We start from the raw sequence: 19,791 nt of genomic DNA on the forward strand, positions 1-19,791 counted from the left end.
ATCTAATTTCTGGGTTTATTTCAATAATTGGTGTTTTTTTCCTTAATCAGTATAAAATTCTGCCTAAAGTGTTTTTATCGCACACAAATAATTCCAAAAATCTCTCTCCCATTGATCTTGTACAAGTAGGTGCTCCCATGGCAGCGAGTGATGTTCGAATTCTACAAAATGGCGTACTTTTATATTTGCTCTCGCCTTCTTGATCTCCGAAAATTTGTGAAAATTTATTTTTTTTGCCCAATCAAATAGCCAATGATCGTCCTTTTGATAATTGTATTCATACGGTAAAAAATGCACATATTTCTCACAAAGAATATTTAAAATCGTTTGATCCAAATAAATGTATTTATTTTCATTTATCATTTCTAAAATCTCTTCTAAAGAAATTAATTCATTAAACTTGGCTACTTTAAATAAAAGAAATCCTGAATTGAAGTAATTTTTCATGGTTTTAACACCAAAGTACTTCGAACTATCTTCCCTATCACTAATCATCGAAAAGTAGAAGTCACGAACTGCTCCGATTACCTTCTCTTCAGATACAAGGTTAAAGAAATCAGATACATCATCATAGATAATCGTATCATTATCTAAATATAGAATGTTCTCATAGCTGTTAAAATAGGAGGGCAGAAATAAACGCCACAATGTGACTTCTGGAAAACGAGTGTTATTATAATTTTTGATTTGTTTTACCATTTCAGGAGGATACCAAATAGTAATGGAGATAGCTTTTTTTTTATAAAATTTAGGAATATTCTTCAATCTAATTATCTCTTCACCCCCTAGTTCACCTACAACAATAAGAATATCCAAAGGTTCCTCACTCTGATAATTATTCATAATTGAAGCGATTGACACCGCCGTCAGCTGAATGTGTGATCCAGTAACACAATAAATGACTGCATTTTTTCTCAATATACTAACCTCACAAAATTATAATAAGCATTTCGTTACCAATCTAATTAACGATTCTAAATAATCCTAATAAACAAAACTCTTGGCTAAATTTATTTTACCTTAACAATTAATGAGGGGAGGTCTACTCCCAAATTTGGGAAAATAAACTTATGATAGTATAATTTTCCTTAAGAAAATGCTTAGATAAATTTAGAATCCATTACAAAACCAAAATTTTCTGCCGCAGATCCTGTTTTTCTAAGATTTTGTTACCATCCCAAAAATTGATCAACTTCATCACTAAAATAAAGATTTAACAGCCTCGACGATAAATGCAGCCGAATTAATGAAATAGCTATATCCTTCAATCAAGATCTTATAATATTTAATCCCGTACGAGGAAACAAATTCCTGAGTTACAGTGAACACATTGTCCTTCAATCCCATAGAAGAAACGGTCCCTGCATATGGTGGAATAGCTGCATCTCCGTCTGTTTTTAATACATCATAAACATTATAGTTGTTGACTAAAGAAATTCTATGATTAACATTATTTACCTTATCTAAATAATTTCCTAAAAAGTCCAAACTCACACTCGCATATTTGTCCAAATCACTTTCCTGTGTAAAATCAGAAGATGTTGGCAATGCTTGAAAAGCTTCAGAATGTAAAACGTATTGTTTTCCGTCAAGCCATAACATATAGTAGACCCTGCCATTCTTTGTTTGGATCCGTTTTGAGACTGTTTGAATCGTACCTAATAAATTGAATTGCTGAGTTGTTCCAACGACATTTACATTAAGTTGATTGTCACTGTAAGTTACTAAACTCAAATTTACATTCTTAACAATTTTTAATTGCCGTTCAATATCCGCTATACTGGAAATATTATTCTCGGCATAGTCTATATAAGAACCATTAAAGTTACTCGAATCATCCTTTATATAAATATAGATTACTTCTTGCTGCTTTGAAGTAAATTTTCCACTTGTAGCCCCCTCAGTTTTCACCAAAGTATAACCAGGAATTGTTTTAGCACTTATTGTATAGTCTTCATCAATTCCCCCAATTATTGAATCCTCTTCGTTAATAGTGTTTCCATTAATATCCAAATAATGGACTATAATCGGCTGCGCTATTAATTCATCTTCTGGTTTATAACCATAACTAATTTCATCAGAAAGTGTCCCACCAGAAATATACGTTTCAGAACCAATCATTCGTGGCATAAAAAAAGGTGCTGTCCAAACCAAAGCAAATTCTTCAGTAACATAGCCTTCTACTTTTGGTGGTGCTGGTATCGTGTACATAGTTCCGTTTAAAATCGGATTTGGATCAACTTTAGGTAATGTCTCCTTTATTTCATCAGGTAATCCTCGATAAGATATTTTTACATTGTATAATTGGGGCTCATAATTATAGCGAAGTTGTTTTTCTATTTCCTGATAATTTAAAATACCCTTGAATAGTTCATCATAAATTCTGTCTCCAGAAGAATAAATATTTCCTCTAAAAGTGATGTTTACAAATTTCCAACCTGTCTCAAAAATGTACGGTTCTCCTAGTTCAATATAGCCTTGAGATGTATTTATCTCAGACTTTCCACCACTCCAAAATGGTATATCATCATTGTAAGTGAAGCCTCGATTATTGATCGTATCCCACCAATAATCCTCATTATATGCTAAAGCAATCTTGTCTATTTCTGATTCTTTTTGTGTTTCCTGCTTATCCTCTACCATTGAAATTTTATTACTACTTGAAGTAGTAGATTCTGTACTTTCTTGAGAAGAATCAATCGTGGATTCTTGTGTTTTGTTATCCATAATCGATGTTGAACTGTCAGGAGTGGTACCCTCACAACCTGTACCTTCCGTTGTCTCACTCTGTACGATTCCAACTGTGTTACCAATAATTGGAACATTAATAATTACAAAACTCATTATCACAACTATGACCCTTAAAATATATTTCCTTTTATGATTCATTTAAGTCACTCCTAAGTCGATTTTTCTTAATGATAAAAAACAGTTGTTCTTTAGTAAATGCCTAATAAATCGGTACCTATAAAATATTTCCACCTTCATCTATACTTGAGCTATCAAGTGAAACGGAGGTGTTTTTTTGAAAAACATAAATGATATCGTTCCTATTCAACTTCACGATCAATCGAGAACGGCTCGTGATCAGAGAAAAAACAGTACCGCAAAAATTGCCCTGCGTATCCGTCAGAAGGATGGTTCTGAAGTTTTGATCTATAATGGCGTAAACAGCTATATCCTCTCGGCGATCCTTAAGGAGTTGGGATAAGATGTTTCTCGATTTTACCAAAGTAGAAAAAATCTTTCTCGTAACTGGTAAGACAGATCTTCGCAAAGGAATTGACGGACTTGCTAGGATTATCCAACAAGACTATGAGCTGGATGTTTACGAAGATGCCATCTTTCTTTTTTGCGGCAATCGCTGTGATCGATTTAAATTGCTCTACTGGCATAACGATGGCTTTTTTCTGGGATACAAACGAATTGAAAACGGTCGACTGCAATGGCCGAGAAAAAAGGAAGAAGTTCGCCAACTGTCTGTGCAACAGATTCACTGGCTACTTGAGGGATTAAGTATTCACCAACCCAAAGCAATCAAGGCTGGGACAAAAGGATTCTTTTAAACAGAGTGAAATCGTTGATTTTATGCGGTTTTCTCTGTTTTTTGATGCGTCTAAATGGTATAATAATAACAGTAGTAACAATGAAAATGGTGGTGAATTTCTTGTCCTTACAAACAAATTCTTCTTCTAACAATAACGTCGAAGTAGATGTGAATATCCTACTTCAACTCCTTGAATCTCAGACAGAAACAATCAAAGAACTCCAGCATGCGAATCAAGCATTGAACCAAGAGGTTCATCTTCTCAATGAGAAATTGAGCTATTTTACGGATCGTTTTTTTGGTCGTTCCAAAGAAACACTGGATTCACAAGTGACTGGTCAGTTAAACCTATTTTCTGATGAGGTTGAAGATAGTAAGGCCGTTCCCCAAACAGAAGAAGGACAAGAAACAATGGTAAAAGGACACAAAAGAAAAATCGGTCAAAAAGCGGCGAAGATCGCCTATCTTCCCTTAAAAGAAAGACACCATGAATTGTCAACTGAGCAACGAATCTGTGACCAATGCGGCACTCAAATGACCGACATTGGCACAACCAAGATTCGCGAAGAGGTGCTTTTCCATCAAGCCATGTTAGATCGGCTCGTTCATTACCAACATACGTATTGTTGCAAAGAATGCGAAAAGGCAGATGTTTCTTCCTATAAAAAAGCTCCTGTTCCAAGACCTGTCGTTTCCAATAGTTTAGGGTCAAACAGCGTGATTGCCGAAACCATCCGATTGAAGTTTGGTCAAAAAGTACCTGCCAATCGGCAGGAAAGTTATTGGCAAGAAACATTGGGTCTGGATATTTCCCGAGATAACATCACCAACTGGCATATCAAAGTTTGTCATAACGCCTTAGACAGTTTAGCCCAACGATTAAAAAGTCATTTAACCCAAGAGGAAATCCTTCACGCCGATGAAACCACGTATCGGGTCATTGAGAAGGGCAAGAAAGACACGCATTACTGGCTATTCAGCACAGGAAAGCATAGTACACATCCAATCGTATATTACCATCACGCAGTATCGCGAGCTGGCGAAGTGCCAAAGCAATTTCTAGCAGATTTCAACGGGTATCTGCATTGTGATGGTTACGCAGGCTATAACGCGGTGGAAAATGTCACACTCGTTTATTGTTTGGCTCATGCACGTCGGAAGTTTTTTGAAGCTCTTCCAAAGAACAATAAAAACGAGGAAACGCCTGCTTGGATCGCTGTCAAAATGATCGATATCTGGTTCCAATTGGAACGAGAGTGGGTCGACTTATCCGTTGAAGATCGGCAGAAAAAACGCCGGGATTATTTAACCCCTCTATTCATCAATTTCTATGAATGGCTGGGCTCCTTTACAGCAGTTCCAAAATCCAAACTAGATACAGCGGTCAAGTATGCGCTAAAGTTGCGTGGAGGATTTGAGCGGATTTTTGAGGATGGACGCTTGGAACTTAGTAATAACTTAGCAGAGCGCCAGATAAAAGAGCTGGTAATCGGTCGCAAGAATTCTATGCATTCGTGCAGTTTGGAAGGTGCTCGAACTTCGGGAATCATTCTAAGCGTGTATCGAACAGCTGAAGTAAATGGGCTGAATCCAGTGAGCTATTTGGAATTTCTATTTGATCGCATTCCTAATCTAGCGCATGTTTCTAATGAAGCGTTGGATGAGCTTTTGCCTTGGCAGCCTCTCGCACAAGCAACGTGCGCCAAACAGTACGCAAAAACAACCAAATAACTTAAGTCCATTATAGGGCTTAGGTTATTTGGTGTGTAGGTACTTGGTGATTGGGCGGTTCTTTCCAATTTCATGGGATTCGATATGATATACTACTAAATGTAGTATAATTTAATTGTTGGTAGTTACTGTTACATGATAAGGAGGCGTATTTCTTTGGAAGAATTACTTTTATCATTGGACGTTAATTTACATGTTGATGACTGTCAAATAACAAACGAGAAAATCACCTTTGATGTTTCTTCCATTTCTACCTCTGCAAAGTGCCCCACATGTCGCTGCAAATCCACCAATATTCATGATTCTTATACTACTAAAATTCAAGATCTACCGATTCAAAGTAAGACAGTCTATTTAAATTTACTTATACGAAGATTCAAATGTCAAAATCCTGACTGTTCTAAAAAAACATTTTCTGAGACGTTCCCTTTTAGGGAAGGAAATGCACAAAAAACAACACGATTGATGAAACTAATTGTTGATTTAGCAGAAAGTCGGAGTTCTGTAGGTATGACTAAAGACCTTGAAGAAATGGGAATCATAGTAAGGAAGAGTAGTCTATGTAATTATCTTGGGCAAAAAAAAAATTCACGTAGATTATGATGTAGCTGAAATATGCATTGATGATTTCGCTCTGAAGAAACGCCAACGTTATGGCACAATTATGGTAGATATCAAAACTGGGAAAATTGTTGACCTGCTGGAATCTCGTGAAAAAGAGGATGTGATCGAATGGCTTAAAAAATTCAAATGTGTTGAGCTGGTGTCACGTGATGGTTCTCGTACATACTCTGCAGCGATTAAGAAAGCATTCCCTCATGCAATACAAGTCACCGATAGATTTCATTTGGTTGCTCGTCTTTGTGAACTCGCTCAAACATCCATGCGACACTCTTTCCCGCCAAGGATTCCAATCGAGATTTCCAATGAAAAATTTGAAGATTTTCTTCTATATACTTCACGAAGAGATAAAATTATTTATGTAAAACGGCTGCATACCGACGGTATGACACAGCAAGAAATTCGAATGAAAACAGGCTTCGGCCTTAAAACTATTTCCAAGTATATAAAAATGAAGGAGAAGGAAATTCCGGAAGATAAAGCAATATTTTGGGAACGACATCATAATGAGCTCATGGAAGAAAAACAACAACAAATTGATGAAGTGAGAGCCCTTGCCAAAAAAGGAGTTGCCCTTTCCGAAATAACTGATATTACAGGATACACGCCTCAAACAATTGTAAGATATTTAGGAAAAGATGCTTCTTCTCTCAGCGGACAATATGGGATCGATCGTCCTGGTAAATTAGAAAAATATCGCAAAGAAGTTCTTGCGCTTCGTAAAGAAAGAAAAACATACTCAGAGATTTTTCAAATTATTTCTGAAAAAGGATATACCGGAACAGTAGATGCTATTCGAGGATATATGTCCCGGCAACGTCGTCTTCATAAACATTTTAAAGAAGAGTATCAAGGGAAATCCATTGAAATATTAGAACGAAAATGGTTAATTAAACTATTCTATTTACCGATTGAGAAAGTTCCCGTCATTGATAGTGAGTTATTGGAATTAGTTTTCAATCAGCATCCAAAATACAAACAACTCTATGAATTAGTTTGGAGATTTCGTCATTGTTTAAAAAAACAAGATCTAGAGTCTTTTAAAAGCTGGATGTCTTCTGTAAAAGAAAATTTTGATGATGTCTCTCTATTAAAGTTTGTGGGTAGTCTCTTAAATGATTTCCCAGCAGTCAAATATGCGATTACTCATAAATATAACAATGGTTTAGCTGAAGGTAGCGTAAATAAGATAAAGACCATAAAGAAACAGATGTATGGACGGTGCAGTTTCAATTTATTACGAAAAAAAGTTTTATCATTGGAAAATCGTCGAATCCCATGAAATTGGAAAGAACCGATTGGGCATTTACGTTCTTTATGTCTTTTTTATCCAATAACATAAGAATCATTTGTGTTGCCATTCCATTTTATAAATAAAAAACATCTAAAGCAGAAATATTTCTTCCACTTTAGATGTTTTCACGTGACCTCATCAGCCCCACTTACTAAAATTTAATACTACAAGCAGACTAGTAACTAGGTCATAGAGTCCAACCCTGTTTTGTTGAACCCTATGCCTTTGTCTTTCTAATTGTTAGTCTTTTTGTTGTTCATCTTTTTTCTTTAATAACCCTAGAGCTGAAAGAACACTAGCTATCCCTACAAATGAAAGTTGTAAGCTTGATTCAAGAGATTCCCCAGTTTTTGGATATTCTTTTCCAATTGATCCGGTTTTGCTTGAAGTATTTGTCCGGCCTGTTCCACTAGTCAAAGCACCTGTAGAAATTCCTTTAGATCCTTTTGCAGCGGTTCCTGTAGTTATCCCTTTGTTGGTCGTAGACGTGCTAACCGAAGTTGGAATAGTTGAAGTACTGTTGCTATTACTCATACTTGTAGAGGTACTTCCACTAAAACTTGCCGATTCACTTGCACTTTCACTATTACTCATGCTGGTACTTTCCGATCTCGAATCACTAACTGATGTGCTGGTACTTGTACTTTCACTTATACTTAGCGATATGCTACCACTATAACTTTCTGATTCGCTTCTGTCACTCATACTTGTAGAAGTACTTAGACTTGTACTATCACTGTTGCTCTCGCTAGTACTATCAGACCTTGAATCACTGATCGATATGCTTGTACTGGTACTATCGCTCAAACTTATGCTGGTACTAATTGAGCTAGAATCACTTAATGAGGTGCTTAAGCTTGTGCTCTCACTGATACTTGCAGAGGTACTTCCGCTGTAACTGGCGGACAAACTTGTGCTCTCGCTGTTACTGATGCTTGTACTATCGGATCTCGAATCACTAATTGACGTACTTGTACTTGTGCTGGCACTTGTACTTACTGAGGTACTGCCGCTATAACTTTCTGATTCGCTTCTCTCGCTGGCACTTATAGACGTACTCAAGCTGGTACTTTCACTTATGCTTGCTGAAGTGCTGCCACTATAGCTTGCGGACAAGCTCGCGCTTTCGCTGTTACTAGTACTTGTACTAATTGAGTTCGAATCACTAATACTGGTGCTTAAGCTACTGCTTTCGCTGTCACTTACACTAGTGCTATCCGATCTTGAATCGCTGATTGACGTACTTGTGCTCGTACTTTCACTTGTACTTACTGAACTACTACCACTATAACTTTGTGATTCACTCCTCTCGTTGGCACTTATAGACGTACTCAAGCTGGTACTTTCACTTATGCTTGCTGAAGTGCTGCCACTATAGCTTGCGGACAAGCTCGCGCTTTCGCTGTTACTAATGCTTGTACTGTCGGATCTTGAATCGCTGATTGACATGCTTGCACTTGTACTTTCACTCGCGCTAACTGAACTGCTGCCGCTGTAGCTTGTCGACTCGCTTGCAGATTCACTTACGCTGGTTGAAATCGATTCGCTGATTGATGCACTAATACTTGTACTTTCACTGTTACTGATACTTGTGCTAATTGAGTTTGAGTCGCTAATACTTGTGCTTAAGCTGCTGCTTTCGCTATCACTCACGCTAGTGCTATCTGATCTTGAATCGCTGATCGACGTGCTTGTGCTGGTACTGTCGCTCATACTTACTGAGCTGCTACCGCTGTAGCTTGTCGACTCGCTTGCGGATTCACTTGTGCTAGTCGAAATTGATTCGCTAATCGATGCACTGATACTTGCACTTTCACTGTTACTGATGCTGGTGCTGATCGAGTTCGAATCGCTGATCGACGTGCTTGTGCTGGTACTGTCGCTCATACTCACTGAACTGCTGCCGCTGTAGCTTGTCGATTCGCTTGCGGATTCACTTGTGCTAGTCGAAATTGATTCGCTAATCGATGCACTAATACTTGCACTCTCACTGTTACTGATACTTGTGCTGATTGAGTTCGAATCGCTAATACTTGTGCTTAAGCTGCTGCTTTCGCTATCACTCACACTGGTGCTATCCGATCTTGAATCGCTGATCGACGTGCTTGCGCTGGTACTGTCGCTCATACTTACTGAACTGCTGCCGCTGTAGCTTGTCGACTCGCTTGCAGATTCACTTATGCTAGTCGAAATCGATTCGCTAATTGACACGCTGATCGAATCACTGATACTTGCACTTTCACTGTTGCTGATGCTGGTGCTGATCGAGTTCGAATCGCTAATACTTGTGCTTAAGCTGCTGCTTTCGCTATCACTCACACTGGTGCTATCCGATCTTGAATCGCTGATCGACGTGCTTGTGCTGGTACTGTCGCTCATACTTACTGAACTGCTGCCGCTGTAGCTTGTCGACTCGCTTGCGGATTCACTTATGCTAGTTGAAATTGATTCGCTAATCGATGCACTGATCGAATCACTAATACTTGCACTTTCACTGTTACTGATACTTGTGCTAATTGAGTTCGAATCGCTAATGCTTGTGCTTAAGCTACTGCTTTCGCTGTCACTTACACTAGTGCTATCCGATCTTGAATCGCTGATCGATGTGCTATCACTTGTGCTTTCACTCGCACTGATTGAACTGCTACCGCTATAACTCGTTGATACGCTTGCGGATTCACTTGCGCTGGTTGAAATCGATTCGCTGATTGATGCACTAATACTTTCACTTTCACTGTTGCTGATGCTGGTGCTGGTGCTGATCGAATTGGAGTCACTGATACTTGTGCTTAAGCTACTGCTTTCGCTGTCACTTACACTAGTGCTATCCGATCTTGAATCGCTGATCGATGTGCTATCACTTGTACTTTCACTCGCGCTGATTGAACTGCTGCCGCTGTAGCTTGTCGACTCGCTTGCGGATTCACTTATGCTAGTTGAAATTGATTCGCTAATCGATGCACTGATCGAATCACTAATACTTGCACTTTCACTGTTACTAATGCTGGTGCTGATCGAGTTTGAATCACTAATTGACGTACTTGCGCTGGTACTATCGCTCGTACTTACTGAGCTGCTGCCGCTGTAGCTTGTTGACTCGCTTGCAGATTCACTTGCGCTGGTTGAAATCGATTCGCTAATTGACACGCTGATCGAATCACTGATACTTGCACTTTCACTGTTACTGATGCTGGTGCTAATCGAGTTCGAATCGCTAATACTTGTGCTTAAGCTGCTGCTTTCGCTATCACTCACACTGGTGCTATCCGATCTTGAATCGCTGATCGACGTGCTATCACTTGTACTTTCACTCGCGCTGATTGAACTGCTGCCGCTGTAGCTTGTCGATTCGCTTGCGGATTCACTTATGCTAGTCGAAATTGATTCGCTAATCGATGCACTAATCGAATCACTGATACTTGCACTTTCACTGTTACTGATACTTGTGCTAATTGAGTTCGAATCGCTAATGCTTGTGCTTAAGCTACTGCTTTCGCTGTCACTTACACTAGTGCTATCCGATCTTGAATCGCTGATCGATGTGCTATCACTTGTGCTTTCACTCGCACTGATTGAACTGCTGCCGCTGTAGCTTGTCGATTCGCTTGCGGATTCACTTATGCTAGTCGAAATTGATTCGCTAATCGATGCACTAATCGAATCACTGATACTTGCACTTTCACTGTTACTGATACTTGTGCTAATTGAGTTCGAATCGCTAATGCTTGTGCTTAAGCTACTGCTTTCGCTGTCACTTACACTAGTGCTATCCGATCTTGAATCGCTGATCGATGTGCTATCACTTGTGCTTTCACTCGCACTGATTGAACTGCTACCGCTATAACTTGTCGATTCGCTTGCGGATTCACTTATGCTAGTCGAAATTGATTCGCTAATCGATGCACTGATCGAATCACTGATACTTGCACTTTCACTGTTACTGATGCTTGTGCTGATTGAGTTTGAATCGCTAATACTTGTGCTTAAGCTACTGCTTTCGCTGTCACTCACGCTGGTGCTATCTGATCTTGAATCACTGATTGATGTGCTTGCACTTGTACTTTCGCTAGTACTGATTGAACTGCTGCCGCTGTAGCTTGTCGACTCGCTTGCGGATTCACTTATGCTAGTTGAAATTGATTCGCTAATCGATGCACTGATCGAATCACTAATACTTGCACTTTCACTGTTACTAATGCTGGTGCTGATCGAGTTTGAATCACTAATTGACGTACTTGCGCTGGTACTATCGCTCGTACTTACTGAGCTGCTGCCGCTGTAGCTTGTTGACTCGCTTGCAGATTCACTTGCGCTGGTTGAAATCGATTCGCTAATTGACACGCTGATCGAATCACTGATACTTGCACTTTCACTGTTACTGATGCTGGTGCTAATCGAGTTCGAATCGCTAATACTTGTGCTTAAGCTGCTGCTTTCGCTATCACTCACACTGGTGCTATCCGATCTTGAATCGCTGATCGACGTGCTATCACTTGTACTTTCACTCGCGCTGATTGAACTGCTACCGCTATAACTCGTTGATACGCTTGCGGATTCACTTGCGCTGGTTGAAATCGATTCGCTGATTGATGCACTAATACTTTCACTTTCACTGTTGCTGATGCTGGTGCTGATCGAATTGGAGTCACTGATACTTGTGCTTAAGCTACTGCTTTCGCTGTCACTTACACTAGTGCTATCCGATCTTGAATCGCTGATCGATGTGCTATCACTTGTACTTTCACTCGCGCTGATTGAACTGCTACCGCTATAACTCGTTGATACGCTTGCGGATTCACTTGCGCTGGTTGAAATCGATTCGCTGATTGATGCACTAATACTTTCACTTTCACTGTTGCTGATGCTGGTGCTGATCGAATTGGAGTCACTGATACTTGTGCTTAAGCTACTGCTTTCGCTGTCACTTACACTAGTGCTATCCGATCTTGAATCGCTGATCGATGTGCTATCACTTGTACTTTCACTCGCGCTGATTGAACTGCTACCGCTATAACTTGTCGATTCGCTTGCGGATTCACTTATGCTAGTCGAAATTGATTCGCTAATCGATGCACTGATCGAATCACTGATACTTGCACTTTCACTGTTACTGATGCTTGTGCTGATTGAGTTTGAATCGCTAATACTTGTGCTTAAGCTACTGCTTTCGCTGTCACTCACGCTGGTGCTATCTGATCTTGAATCACTGATTGATGTGCTTGCACTTGTACTTTCGCTAGTACTGATTGAACTGCTACCGCTATAACTTGTCGATTCGCTTGCGGATTCACTTATGCTAGTCGAAATTGATTCGCTAATCGATGCACTGATCGAATCACTGATACTTGCACTTTCACTGTTACTGATGCTTGTGCTGATTGAGTTTGAATCGCTAATACTTGTGCTTAAGCTACTGCTTTCGCTGTCACTCACGCTGGTGCTATCTGATCTTGAATCACTGATTGATGTGCTTGCACTTGTACTGTCGCTCATACTTACTGAACTGCTACCGCTATAACTTGTCGATTCGCTTGCGGATTCACTTATGCTAGTCGAAATTGATTCGCTAATCGATGCACTGATCGAATCACTGATACTTGCACTTTCACTGTTACTGATACTTGTGCTAATTGAGTTTGAATCACTGATTGACGTACTTGTGCTGATACTTTCACTCGCGCTAACTGAACTGCTACCGCTATAACTTGTTGACTCGCTTGCAGATTCACTTGCGCTGATTGAAATCGATTCGCTAATTGACACGCTGATCGAATCACTGATACTTGCACTTTCACTGTTGCTGATGCTGGTGCTGATCGAGTTGGAGTCGCTGATGCTTGTGCTTAAGCTACTGCTTTCGCTGTCACTCACGCTGGTACTATCTGATCTTGAATCGCTAATCGATGTGCTATCACTTGTACTTTCGCTAGTACTGATTGAACTGCTACCGCTGTAGCTCGTTGATTCGCTTGCGGATTCACTTGCGCTGGTTGAAATCGATTCGCTAATTGACACGCTGATCGAATCACTGATACTTGCACTCTCACTGTTACTGATACTTGTGCTAATTGAGTTTGAGTCGCTGATGCTTGTGCTTGCACTTGTACTTTCACTTGCGCTAACTGAACTGCTACCGCTATAACTCGTTGACTCGCTTGCAGATTCACTTGCGCTGGTTGAAATCGATTCGCTAATTGACACGCTGATCGAATCACTGATACTTGCACTCTCACTGTTACTGATGCTGGTGCTGATCGAGTTCGAATCGCTGATGCTTGTGCTTAAGCTACTGCTTTCGCTATCACTCACGCTAGTGCTATCTGATCTTGAATCACTGATTGATGTGCTATCACTTGTACTTTCACTCGCACTAACTGAGCTACTGCCGCTATAACTTGTCGATTCGCTTGCGGATTCACTTATGCTAGTCGAAATTGATTCGCTAATCGATGCACTGATCGAATCACTGATACTTGCACTTTCACTGTTACTGATGCTGGTGCTATCTGATCTTGAATCACTGATTGATGTGCTTGCACTTGTACTTTCACTCGCGCTAACTGAGCTGCTACCGCTATAACTCGTTGACTCGCTTGCAGATTCACTTGCGCTGGTTGAAATCGATTCGCTAATTGACACGCTGATCGAATCACTGATACTTGCACTCTCACTGTTACTGATACTTGTGCTAATTGAGTTTGAGTCGCTAACACTTGTGCTTAAGCTACTGCTTTCGCTGTCACTTACACTAGTGCTATCCGATCTTGAATCGCTAATCGATGTGCTATCACTTGTGCTTTCACTCGCACTAACTGAGCTACTGCCGCTATAACTCGTTGACTCGCTTGCGGATTCACTTATGCTAGTCGAAATTGAATCGCTAATTGATGCACTGATCGAATCACTGATACTTGCACTCTCACTGTTACTGATACTTGTGCTGATCGAGTTTGAATCGCTAATACTTGTGCTTAAGCTACTGCTTTCGCTGTCACTTACACTAGTGCTATCCGATCTTGAATCGCTGATCGATGTGCTATCACTTGTACTTTCACTCGCGCTGATTGAACTGCTGCCGCTGTAGCTTGTCGATTCGCTTGCAGATTCACTTGCGCTAGTTGAAATCGATTCGCTAATTGACTCGCTAATCGAATCACTGTTACTTGCACTTTCACTGTTACTAATGCTGGTGCTAATCGAGTTCGAATCGCTAATACTTGTGCTTAAGCTACTGCTTTCGCTGTCACTTACACTAGTGCTATCCGATCTTGAATCACTGATTGATGTGCTATCACTTGTACTTTCGCTAGTACTAATACTTGTGCTGATTGAGTTCGAATCACTAATACTTGTGCTTTCACTCGCACTGACTGAACTGCTGCCGCTGTAGCTTGTTGACTCGCTTGCGGATTCACTTGCGCTGATTGAAATCGATTCGCTAATTGACTCGCTGATCGAATCACTGATACTTGCACTCTCACTGTTACTGATGCTGGTGCTAATCGAGTTTGAATCGCTAATACTTGTGCTTAAGCTACTGCTTTCGCTGTCACTCACGCTGGTACTATCCGATCTTGAATCACTGATTGATGTGCTATCACTTGTACTTTCGCTAGTACTGATTGAACTGCTACCGCTATAACTCGTTGATTCGCTTGCGGATTCACTTGCGCTGGTTGAAATAGATTCGCTAATTGACTCGCTAATCGAATCACTGATACTTGCACTTTCACTGTTACTGATGCTGGTGCTGATCGAATTGGAGTCACTGATACTTGTGCTTAAGCTACTGCTTTCGCTGTCACTCACGCTGGTGCTATCTGATCTTGAATCGCTGGTCGACGTGCTTGCACTTGTACTTTCACTCGCACTAACTGAGCTGCTGCCGCTGTAGCTTGTCGATTCGCTCGCGGATTCACTTGCGCTAGTTGAAATAGATTCACTAATTGATGCACTGATCGAATCACTGATACTTGCACTTTCACTATTGCTAAGACTTGTACTAGTTGAGTTTGAATCACTTGTTGATGTACTAATTGATTCACTAATACTTTTACTTTCGCTCTCTGATAAGCTTTCACTTACTGAAATTGATAATGATTCTGAATCTGATGTGCTATTCGAAGTGCTATTGCTTTCCGACAGACTGCCACTTTCGCTTTCACTATCACTTAATGAATCAGAAATTGATTCACTAATACTCTTACTTTCACTCTCTGATAAACTTTCACTTACTGAAATTGATAGTGATTCTGAATCTGATACACTATTTGATGTACTTTTGCTTTCTGATAGACTGCCACTTTCACTTTCGCTATTGCTTAATGAATCAGAAACTGATTCACTCATACTCTTACTTTCACTTTCGGATAAACTTTCGCTTACCGAAATAGATAACGATTCTGAATTCGACAAGCTTTCAGAAGTGCTATTACTATCCGAAATACTGGTGCTTTCACTATCACTCAATGAATCGGAAGTTGAAGCACTATTACTTTCACTATCACTTTCCGATAATGACTCACTTACAGAGATAGACAATGATTCCGACTCAGAGATACTCTCAGAAGTACTTTCACTTTCTGATGTACTCTTACTTTCGCTTTCTGACTCGGATATTGATTCGCTAATTGAAATCGATTCAGAAATTGATGAGCTTTCGCTTTCGGAGTCTGAACTAGATTCACTTTCGGATGTTGACGTTGATATTGATTCGCTATCACTTTCTGAGTTCGAGATAGATTCACTTTCTGAGATTGAATCGGATGTAGAATTGCTATCACTTTCTGATGTAGAAACTGATTCACTTTCTGAGATTGATTCTGAAACTGAATCACTCTCAGATAGTGATTCAGAAGTAGAAATACTTTCACTTTCTGAAATTGAAATAGATTCACTTTCTGAGATTGATTCTGAAATTGACTCTGAAGTAGAATCCTCCGATTGAGAAATTGATTCACTTTCCGATACAGATAAAGACGTTGAGGACGAGTCGCTTTCTGAATTAGAAGTCGAAATTGAGTTGCTCTCGCTTTCAGAAATAGAAGTCGACTCACTTTCTGACATTGACGTTGATTCAGAAACAGGATCTACCTCATAGTTAACAACAAAGGATTGCGGTGCTCCATCGATTGAAAGCCCATTATTTGTCGTAGTATCAAAAATACTATTACTTGCCAACGCTTCCGCTAACGTCGCATACACTTGACCATCTGGTCCTGTAATAGTATAAATATAACCATTCCTAACTAAGTCTGCATCGGTTACACCTAATACGATTGTTCCATTTGAAACTCCTGCAACACCATATTGGCCTTCAGAAACACTCGTCGGTATTTGAGTGTATGGATTTCCAGTTGCTGGATCGGTAGCTGGTTGATTATTTGAAATAATTCCAGCTAACTGATAATCAGGGTATAAAGTAATCGTTAACGTTTGAGGATCAGAATCCGTTGTACTGGTTCCATTCGCAGTAAAGTCAAAGGTGAATGTGCCATTGGCATCTGCATAATAACCCGCCTGAGTTAAATATCCCACAACTAAATCCGCATAACTGATTTCTGCTCCTGATGTACCATTGATAGAAACATTTGGAACTTGACCTACTAGAGCCGTCCCATCAGAATTTACAAAAGTAATATTAACAGTTTGAATATCCGCTGTGACATAAATGGTAACTAAACTTGCTTCCGTCCCCACCGTTGTAGTAGTTGGTTGTACAAATCCGTTTAATTCAGAACCCGTAGCATAATGGTAACCTGGAGCAACATTTGTCGTTGTGTAGTAACTATTTAGCCAATCAATAACATTCCCGTAGTTCGCTGGTGGTAAATTACTTCCTGCTGCTTCTTGTCCAGAGCTTAGATAATCCGCAGAAACGACCATGCCTGTCTTAGCATCTACATATTGATATTGAATATTATTATTCGCTACCCCGTATACATAGATATTATAGACATACTCAGACCCCTCCATCGGTACAATTGCTACATTCGCTTGACCATATGCATCACCGTCATCGGCAGTAGTTGTATCATCTCCACCGCTTTGTTTATCCGATAAGGCGGATGCTGGAACTTGACTTGCAATTGCCCACATATAATTTGGCGGCATATTGTCTAACGCATAATCCTTATTCACTAAATTGATATACTGCCCAATATAGTTAACATCTGGATCAATTGGTACATCAATTGTTTTAATTACATTTCCGTATTGATCTACGTATTTTAATTTAACCGTACCAGGATCGATAGCTACCGTTGTCAATTCGCGTGTACTAGAATCAACAATATTCGATGTAGTCACGTTCCCAGCAGTGTCGGTAACAGTTGTCACACCGTTTCGAATCGTCATGTTCGTAAATTTAAGATTTCTATTTCCTGCGGGATTGGCTGCTTGGCTATCCGTTCCTTGCCAAGTTGAAATTTGTGAATTGTTCATTGTGAATGTTCCTGCCCCACTCACAAGTGGTCCTGTACTTGGTGCTCCTGACGAAGTATTAACTGCCATGTGTAATTTCTTTGGAGAAATGAAAGTAACGCTTGATCCAGCACTATTCATTTGAATTACAGCACCATTTGCCCATTGATTAATATCCAATGTTGTTCCGGCATTAAATACCACACTCTGAGTTCCTTGAATGCGAATTGCTCCAGGTTGTGTTGATTGCGGAATAGATAAATTAAAATTTTGACCAAAGACAAATTTTGCAGTTGCTGAAGAGCCCTGCTGTCCGTTAATGAAATATTGGAAGCCTGTTTGCGTCCAACTAACGTTATCTCCTACTGTCACTCCATCTATTAAATAGTACATTGCAGGGTAACTTGCAGCTTGACCATTATAGGTACGTGCAGTATTTGAAGATCCATCCCCCATTGTGATTGTGTTCCCATAACCAACACTTCCTGCAGCTGCTCGAGTTTCGAAGTAGAATTGTGAGAAACCAATATCATTGGAAGTACGATTGAGTGTTACACTTGAATTATTCGCAAAGTTAATACTTCCAACTGATCGAGTAACTTCATTTGATATATTGAAGACATTCGTTCCAGAGAATACTACTTTAGATCCCACTCCATACATAAGGTGAATAGGATTGTTTCCATTTAATTCACTAGCACTTAATGTCACATTATTAACATTGGCTGTCAATTGAGTAGCGCTTGATGGATTAATAAGGGAGTAACCATTTCCATCATTTACAGCGAAACCTTGCTGCGCTTGAACGTTGCTTAGTGTAAACGTTGTAGAATTTGTAATGTAGCCCCAATTGAAGGTTTGTGTTCCAAGATCAACAATATTGTTATTTCCTTGAACGATTACACTGGCACCATTTGCGCGAGCTGACATTGCCCCTGTAGAATAAGTAATTTTAGCTGTAATATCAATGTAAGTAATATTGGCATTAGACCAAGCAGCTCGCAATTCTTCATAAGTTGTGACCTCAGCGTAGGTGCCATTTGTGATGGCATTGGCTTTATAGGTAGCATCGTTCTGAACCTCATCTGGAACAGCCACATAAACAGAAGTTGGCGTTTTTGGTGTCTCTAAATTATTAATCTTGTCTTCAAAATCTTCACGATTAATATCCGGGTCAGCCGAAACATTTACTTTTGTGGATTTGCCATTTGCACCTCGAACTGAAAAATAAGCAACCAAATCATTTGCTGCTGCATATTTCTGTGCAGCATGGATTAAGGCTGTACTAGGCGCAACACCTGATTTCATTGTAAATACAAGTTCATTCGTTTTTGAATCAACTTTTACTTCAGTCCCATTTGGAACGATTTGATCAAAAAGCTCTTTTGCTTTATTTGTTTCATCTTTACTTTGTTCTTGTGCGGAGGGTTGTTTACTTTTCTCTACACTCAAAGAGTTTGCTGCACTTCTTTTTTCTGAATGATTCATTGACTCAGAAAGACTGGTTGAAACCCATGAACTTGCAGATTCAGAATTACTCATGGATTCAGATATACTTGTAGATTGTTTTTCATCTGTTGCTGCTAATAAACTGGTGGAAGTTGAATCACTAATTGATGCAGACAGACTCATCGAATCCGATAAGCTTACCGACTCAGATGCACTGATTGAATCTGATATACTCACCGATTCAGATAGGCTACCTGAGTCAGTAGTACTTTCTGATTCCGTTTGACTTTCTGACTCCGTAAGGCTAGTGGATTCCGTTTGACTAGAAGATTCCATCACGCTCTCAGAATCTGTGATAATTGAATTTGTTGTACTTTCTGATTCTACGGATGTGCTATTTTGTGTGGAGGAGGCTGGAATCTGGGTGGTATCTTGGTTTGCGAGAATCTGATCTGTATCAGCTTCCATTCCTGCGTCATCTTGCGGATTAGCAGATGTCGCATGTACATCTTGTGTAATCAAAGTACTTGTGCCTAAAACGCTTGTAAATGCTGTAATTGTAGCAAACATCCAATGTTTACCGCTTTTGTACATTTTGTATCGTTCTTTTTTATTCGATCTTAAAAGCTTGTACAAATTATTTTTACGACTCATAATTTAGTACAACTCTCCTTTCTTATACTTTTTTTATTTTTTGAAGTGCTGAAGGAATTATCTCACAGAAAAT

8 protein-coding genes are annotated in these 19,791 nt (G+C 39.7%); 5 read left to right on the plus strand and 3 right to left on the minus strand.

Features of this window, described 5'->3' with window-relative positions; translation table 11 throughout:
* Nucleotides 1-63: 63 nt before the first annotated feature.
* Together IGI52_RS22045 and IGI52_RS22050 are read right to left on the minus strand one after the other, a co-directional pair.
* The gene (locus tag IGI52_RS22045; protein WP_070558462.1) at nt 64-918 is read right to left on the minus strand and encodes a glycosyltransferase family 8 protein; all 855 of its coding nucleotides are present in this window, start codon (nt 916-918) and stop codon (nt 64-66) included.
* Nucleotides 919-1,200: 282 nt separating this feature from the next.
* Nucleotides 1,201-2,889, minus strand: a complete 1,689-nt coding sequence (locus IGI52_RS22050; protein WP_144204684.1) for a MucBP domain-containing protein — start codon at nt 2,887-2,889, stop codon at nt 1,201-1,203.
* A gap of 136 nt (nt 2,890-3,025) precedes the next feature.
* Here IGI52_RS22050 and IGI52_RS22055 point away from each other — a divergent pair, with 136 nt between their 5' ends.
* The 5 genes from IGI52_RS22055 (at nt 3,026) to IGI52_RS22075 (ending at nt 7,181) form a co-directional block, all read left to right on the plus strand.
* The gene (locus tag IGI52_RS22055; RefSeq protein WP_070557862.1) at nt 3,026-3,211 is read left to right on the plus strand and encodes a hypothetical protein; all 186 of its coding nucleotides are present in this window, start codon (nt 3,026-3,028) and stop codon (nt 3,209-3,211) included.
* A gap of 1 nt (nt 3,212) precedes the next feature.
* Nucleotides 3,213-3,566, plus strand: coding sequence for an IS66 family insertion sequence element accessory protein TnpB (tnpB, locus tag IGI52_RS22060; protein WP_070557861.1), 354 nt, complete (start codon nt 3,213-3,215; stop codon nt 3,564-3,566).
* A gap of 149 nt (nt 3,567-3,715) precedes the next feature.
* Nucleotides 3,716-5,278 carry an IS66 family transposase gene (gene tnpC, locus IGI52_RS22065; protein ID WP_070557863.1) on the plus strand — a complete coding sequence of 521 codons (1,563 nt, stop codon included), beginning with the start codon at nt 3,716-3,718 and terminating at the stop codon, nt 5,276-5,278.
* 156 nt (nt 5,279-5,434) lie between these two features.
* A complete protein-coding gene (locus IGI52_RS22070; protein WP_438780294.1) occupies nt 5,435-5,881 on the plus strand; it encodes a transposase family protein in 447 nt (148 codons plus the stop codon).
* Complete coding sequence (locus IGI52_RS22075) at nt 5,850-7,181, plus strand: ISL3 family transposase (RefSeq protein WP_438780293.1); 1,332 nt, start codon at nt 5,850-5,852, stop codon at nt 7,179-7,181. Before IGI52_RS22070 ends, IGI52_RS22075 begins: the two co-directional genes overlap by 32 nt.
* A gap of 252 nt (nt 7,182-7,433) precedes the next feature.
* Here IGI52_RS22075 and IGI52_RS22080 read toward each other — a convergent pair whose 3' ends face one another.
* Entirely contained in the window at nt 7,434-19,718 is a 12,285-nt protein-coding gene (locus IGI52_RS22080; RefSeq protein ID WP_438782445.1) for a KxYKxGKxW signal peptide domain-containing protein, read from the minus strand.
* Nucleotides 19,719-19,791: the final 73 nt, after the last annotated feature.

Source organism: Enterococcus sp. DIV0187 (assembly GCF_051713785.1).
Classification (GTDB): domain Bacteria; phylum Bacillota; class Bacilli; order Lactobacillales; family Enterococcaceae; genus Enterococcus_A; species Enterococcus_A avium.

What these genes read in the sequence shown, in the direction of transcription:
- IGI52_RS22050 (WP_144204684.1), bottom strand. Translation starts at nt 2,889, where the DNA reads ATGAATCATAAAAGGAAATATATTTTAAGGGTCATAGTTGTGATAATG.
- tnpB (WP_070557861.1), top strand. Translation starts at nt 3,213, where the DNA reads ATGTTTCTCGATTTTACCAAAGTAGAAAAAATCTTTCTCGTAACTGGT.
- IGI52_RS22080 (WP_438782445.1), bottom strand. Translation starts at nt 19,718, where the DNA reads ATGAGTCGTAAAAATAATTTGTACAAGCTTTTAAGATCGAATAAAAAA.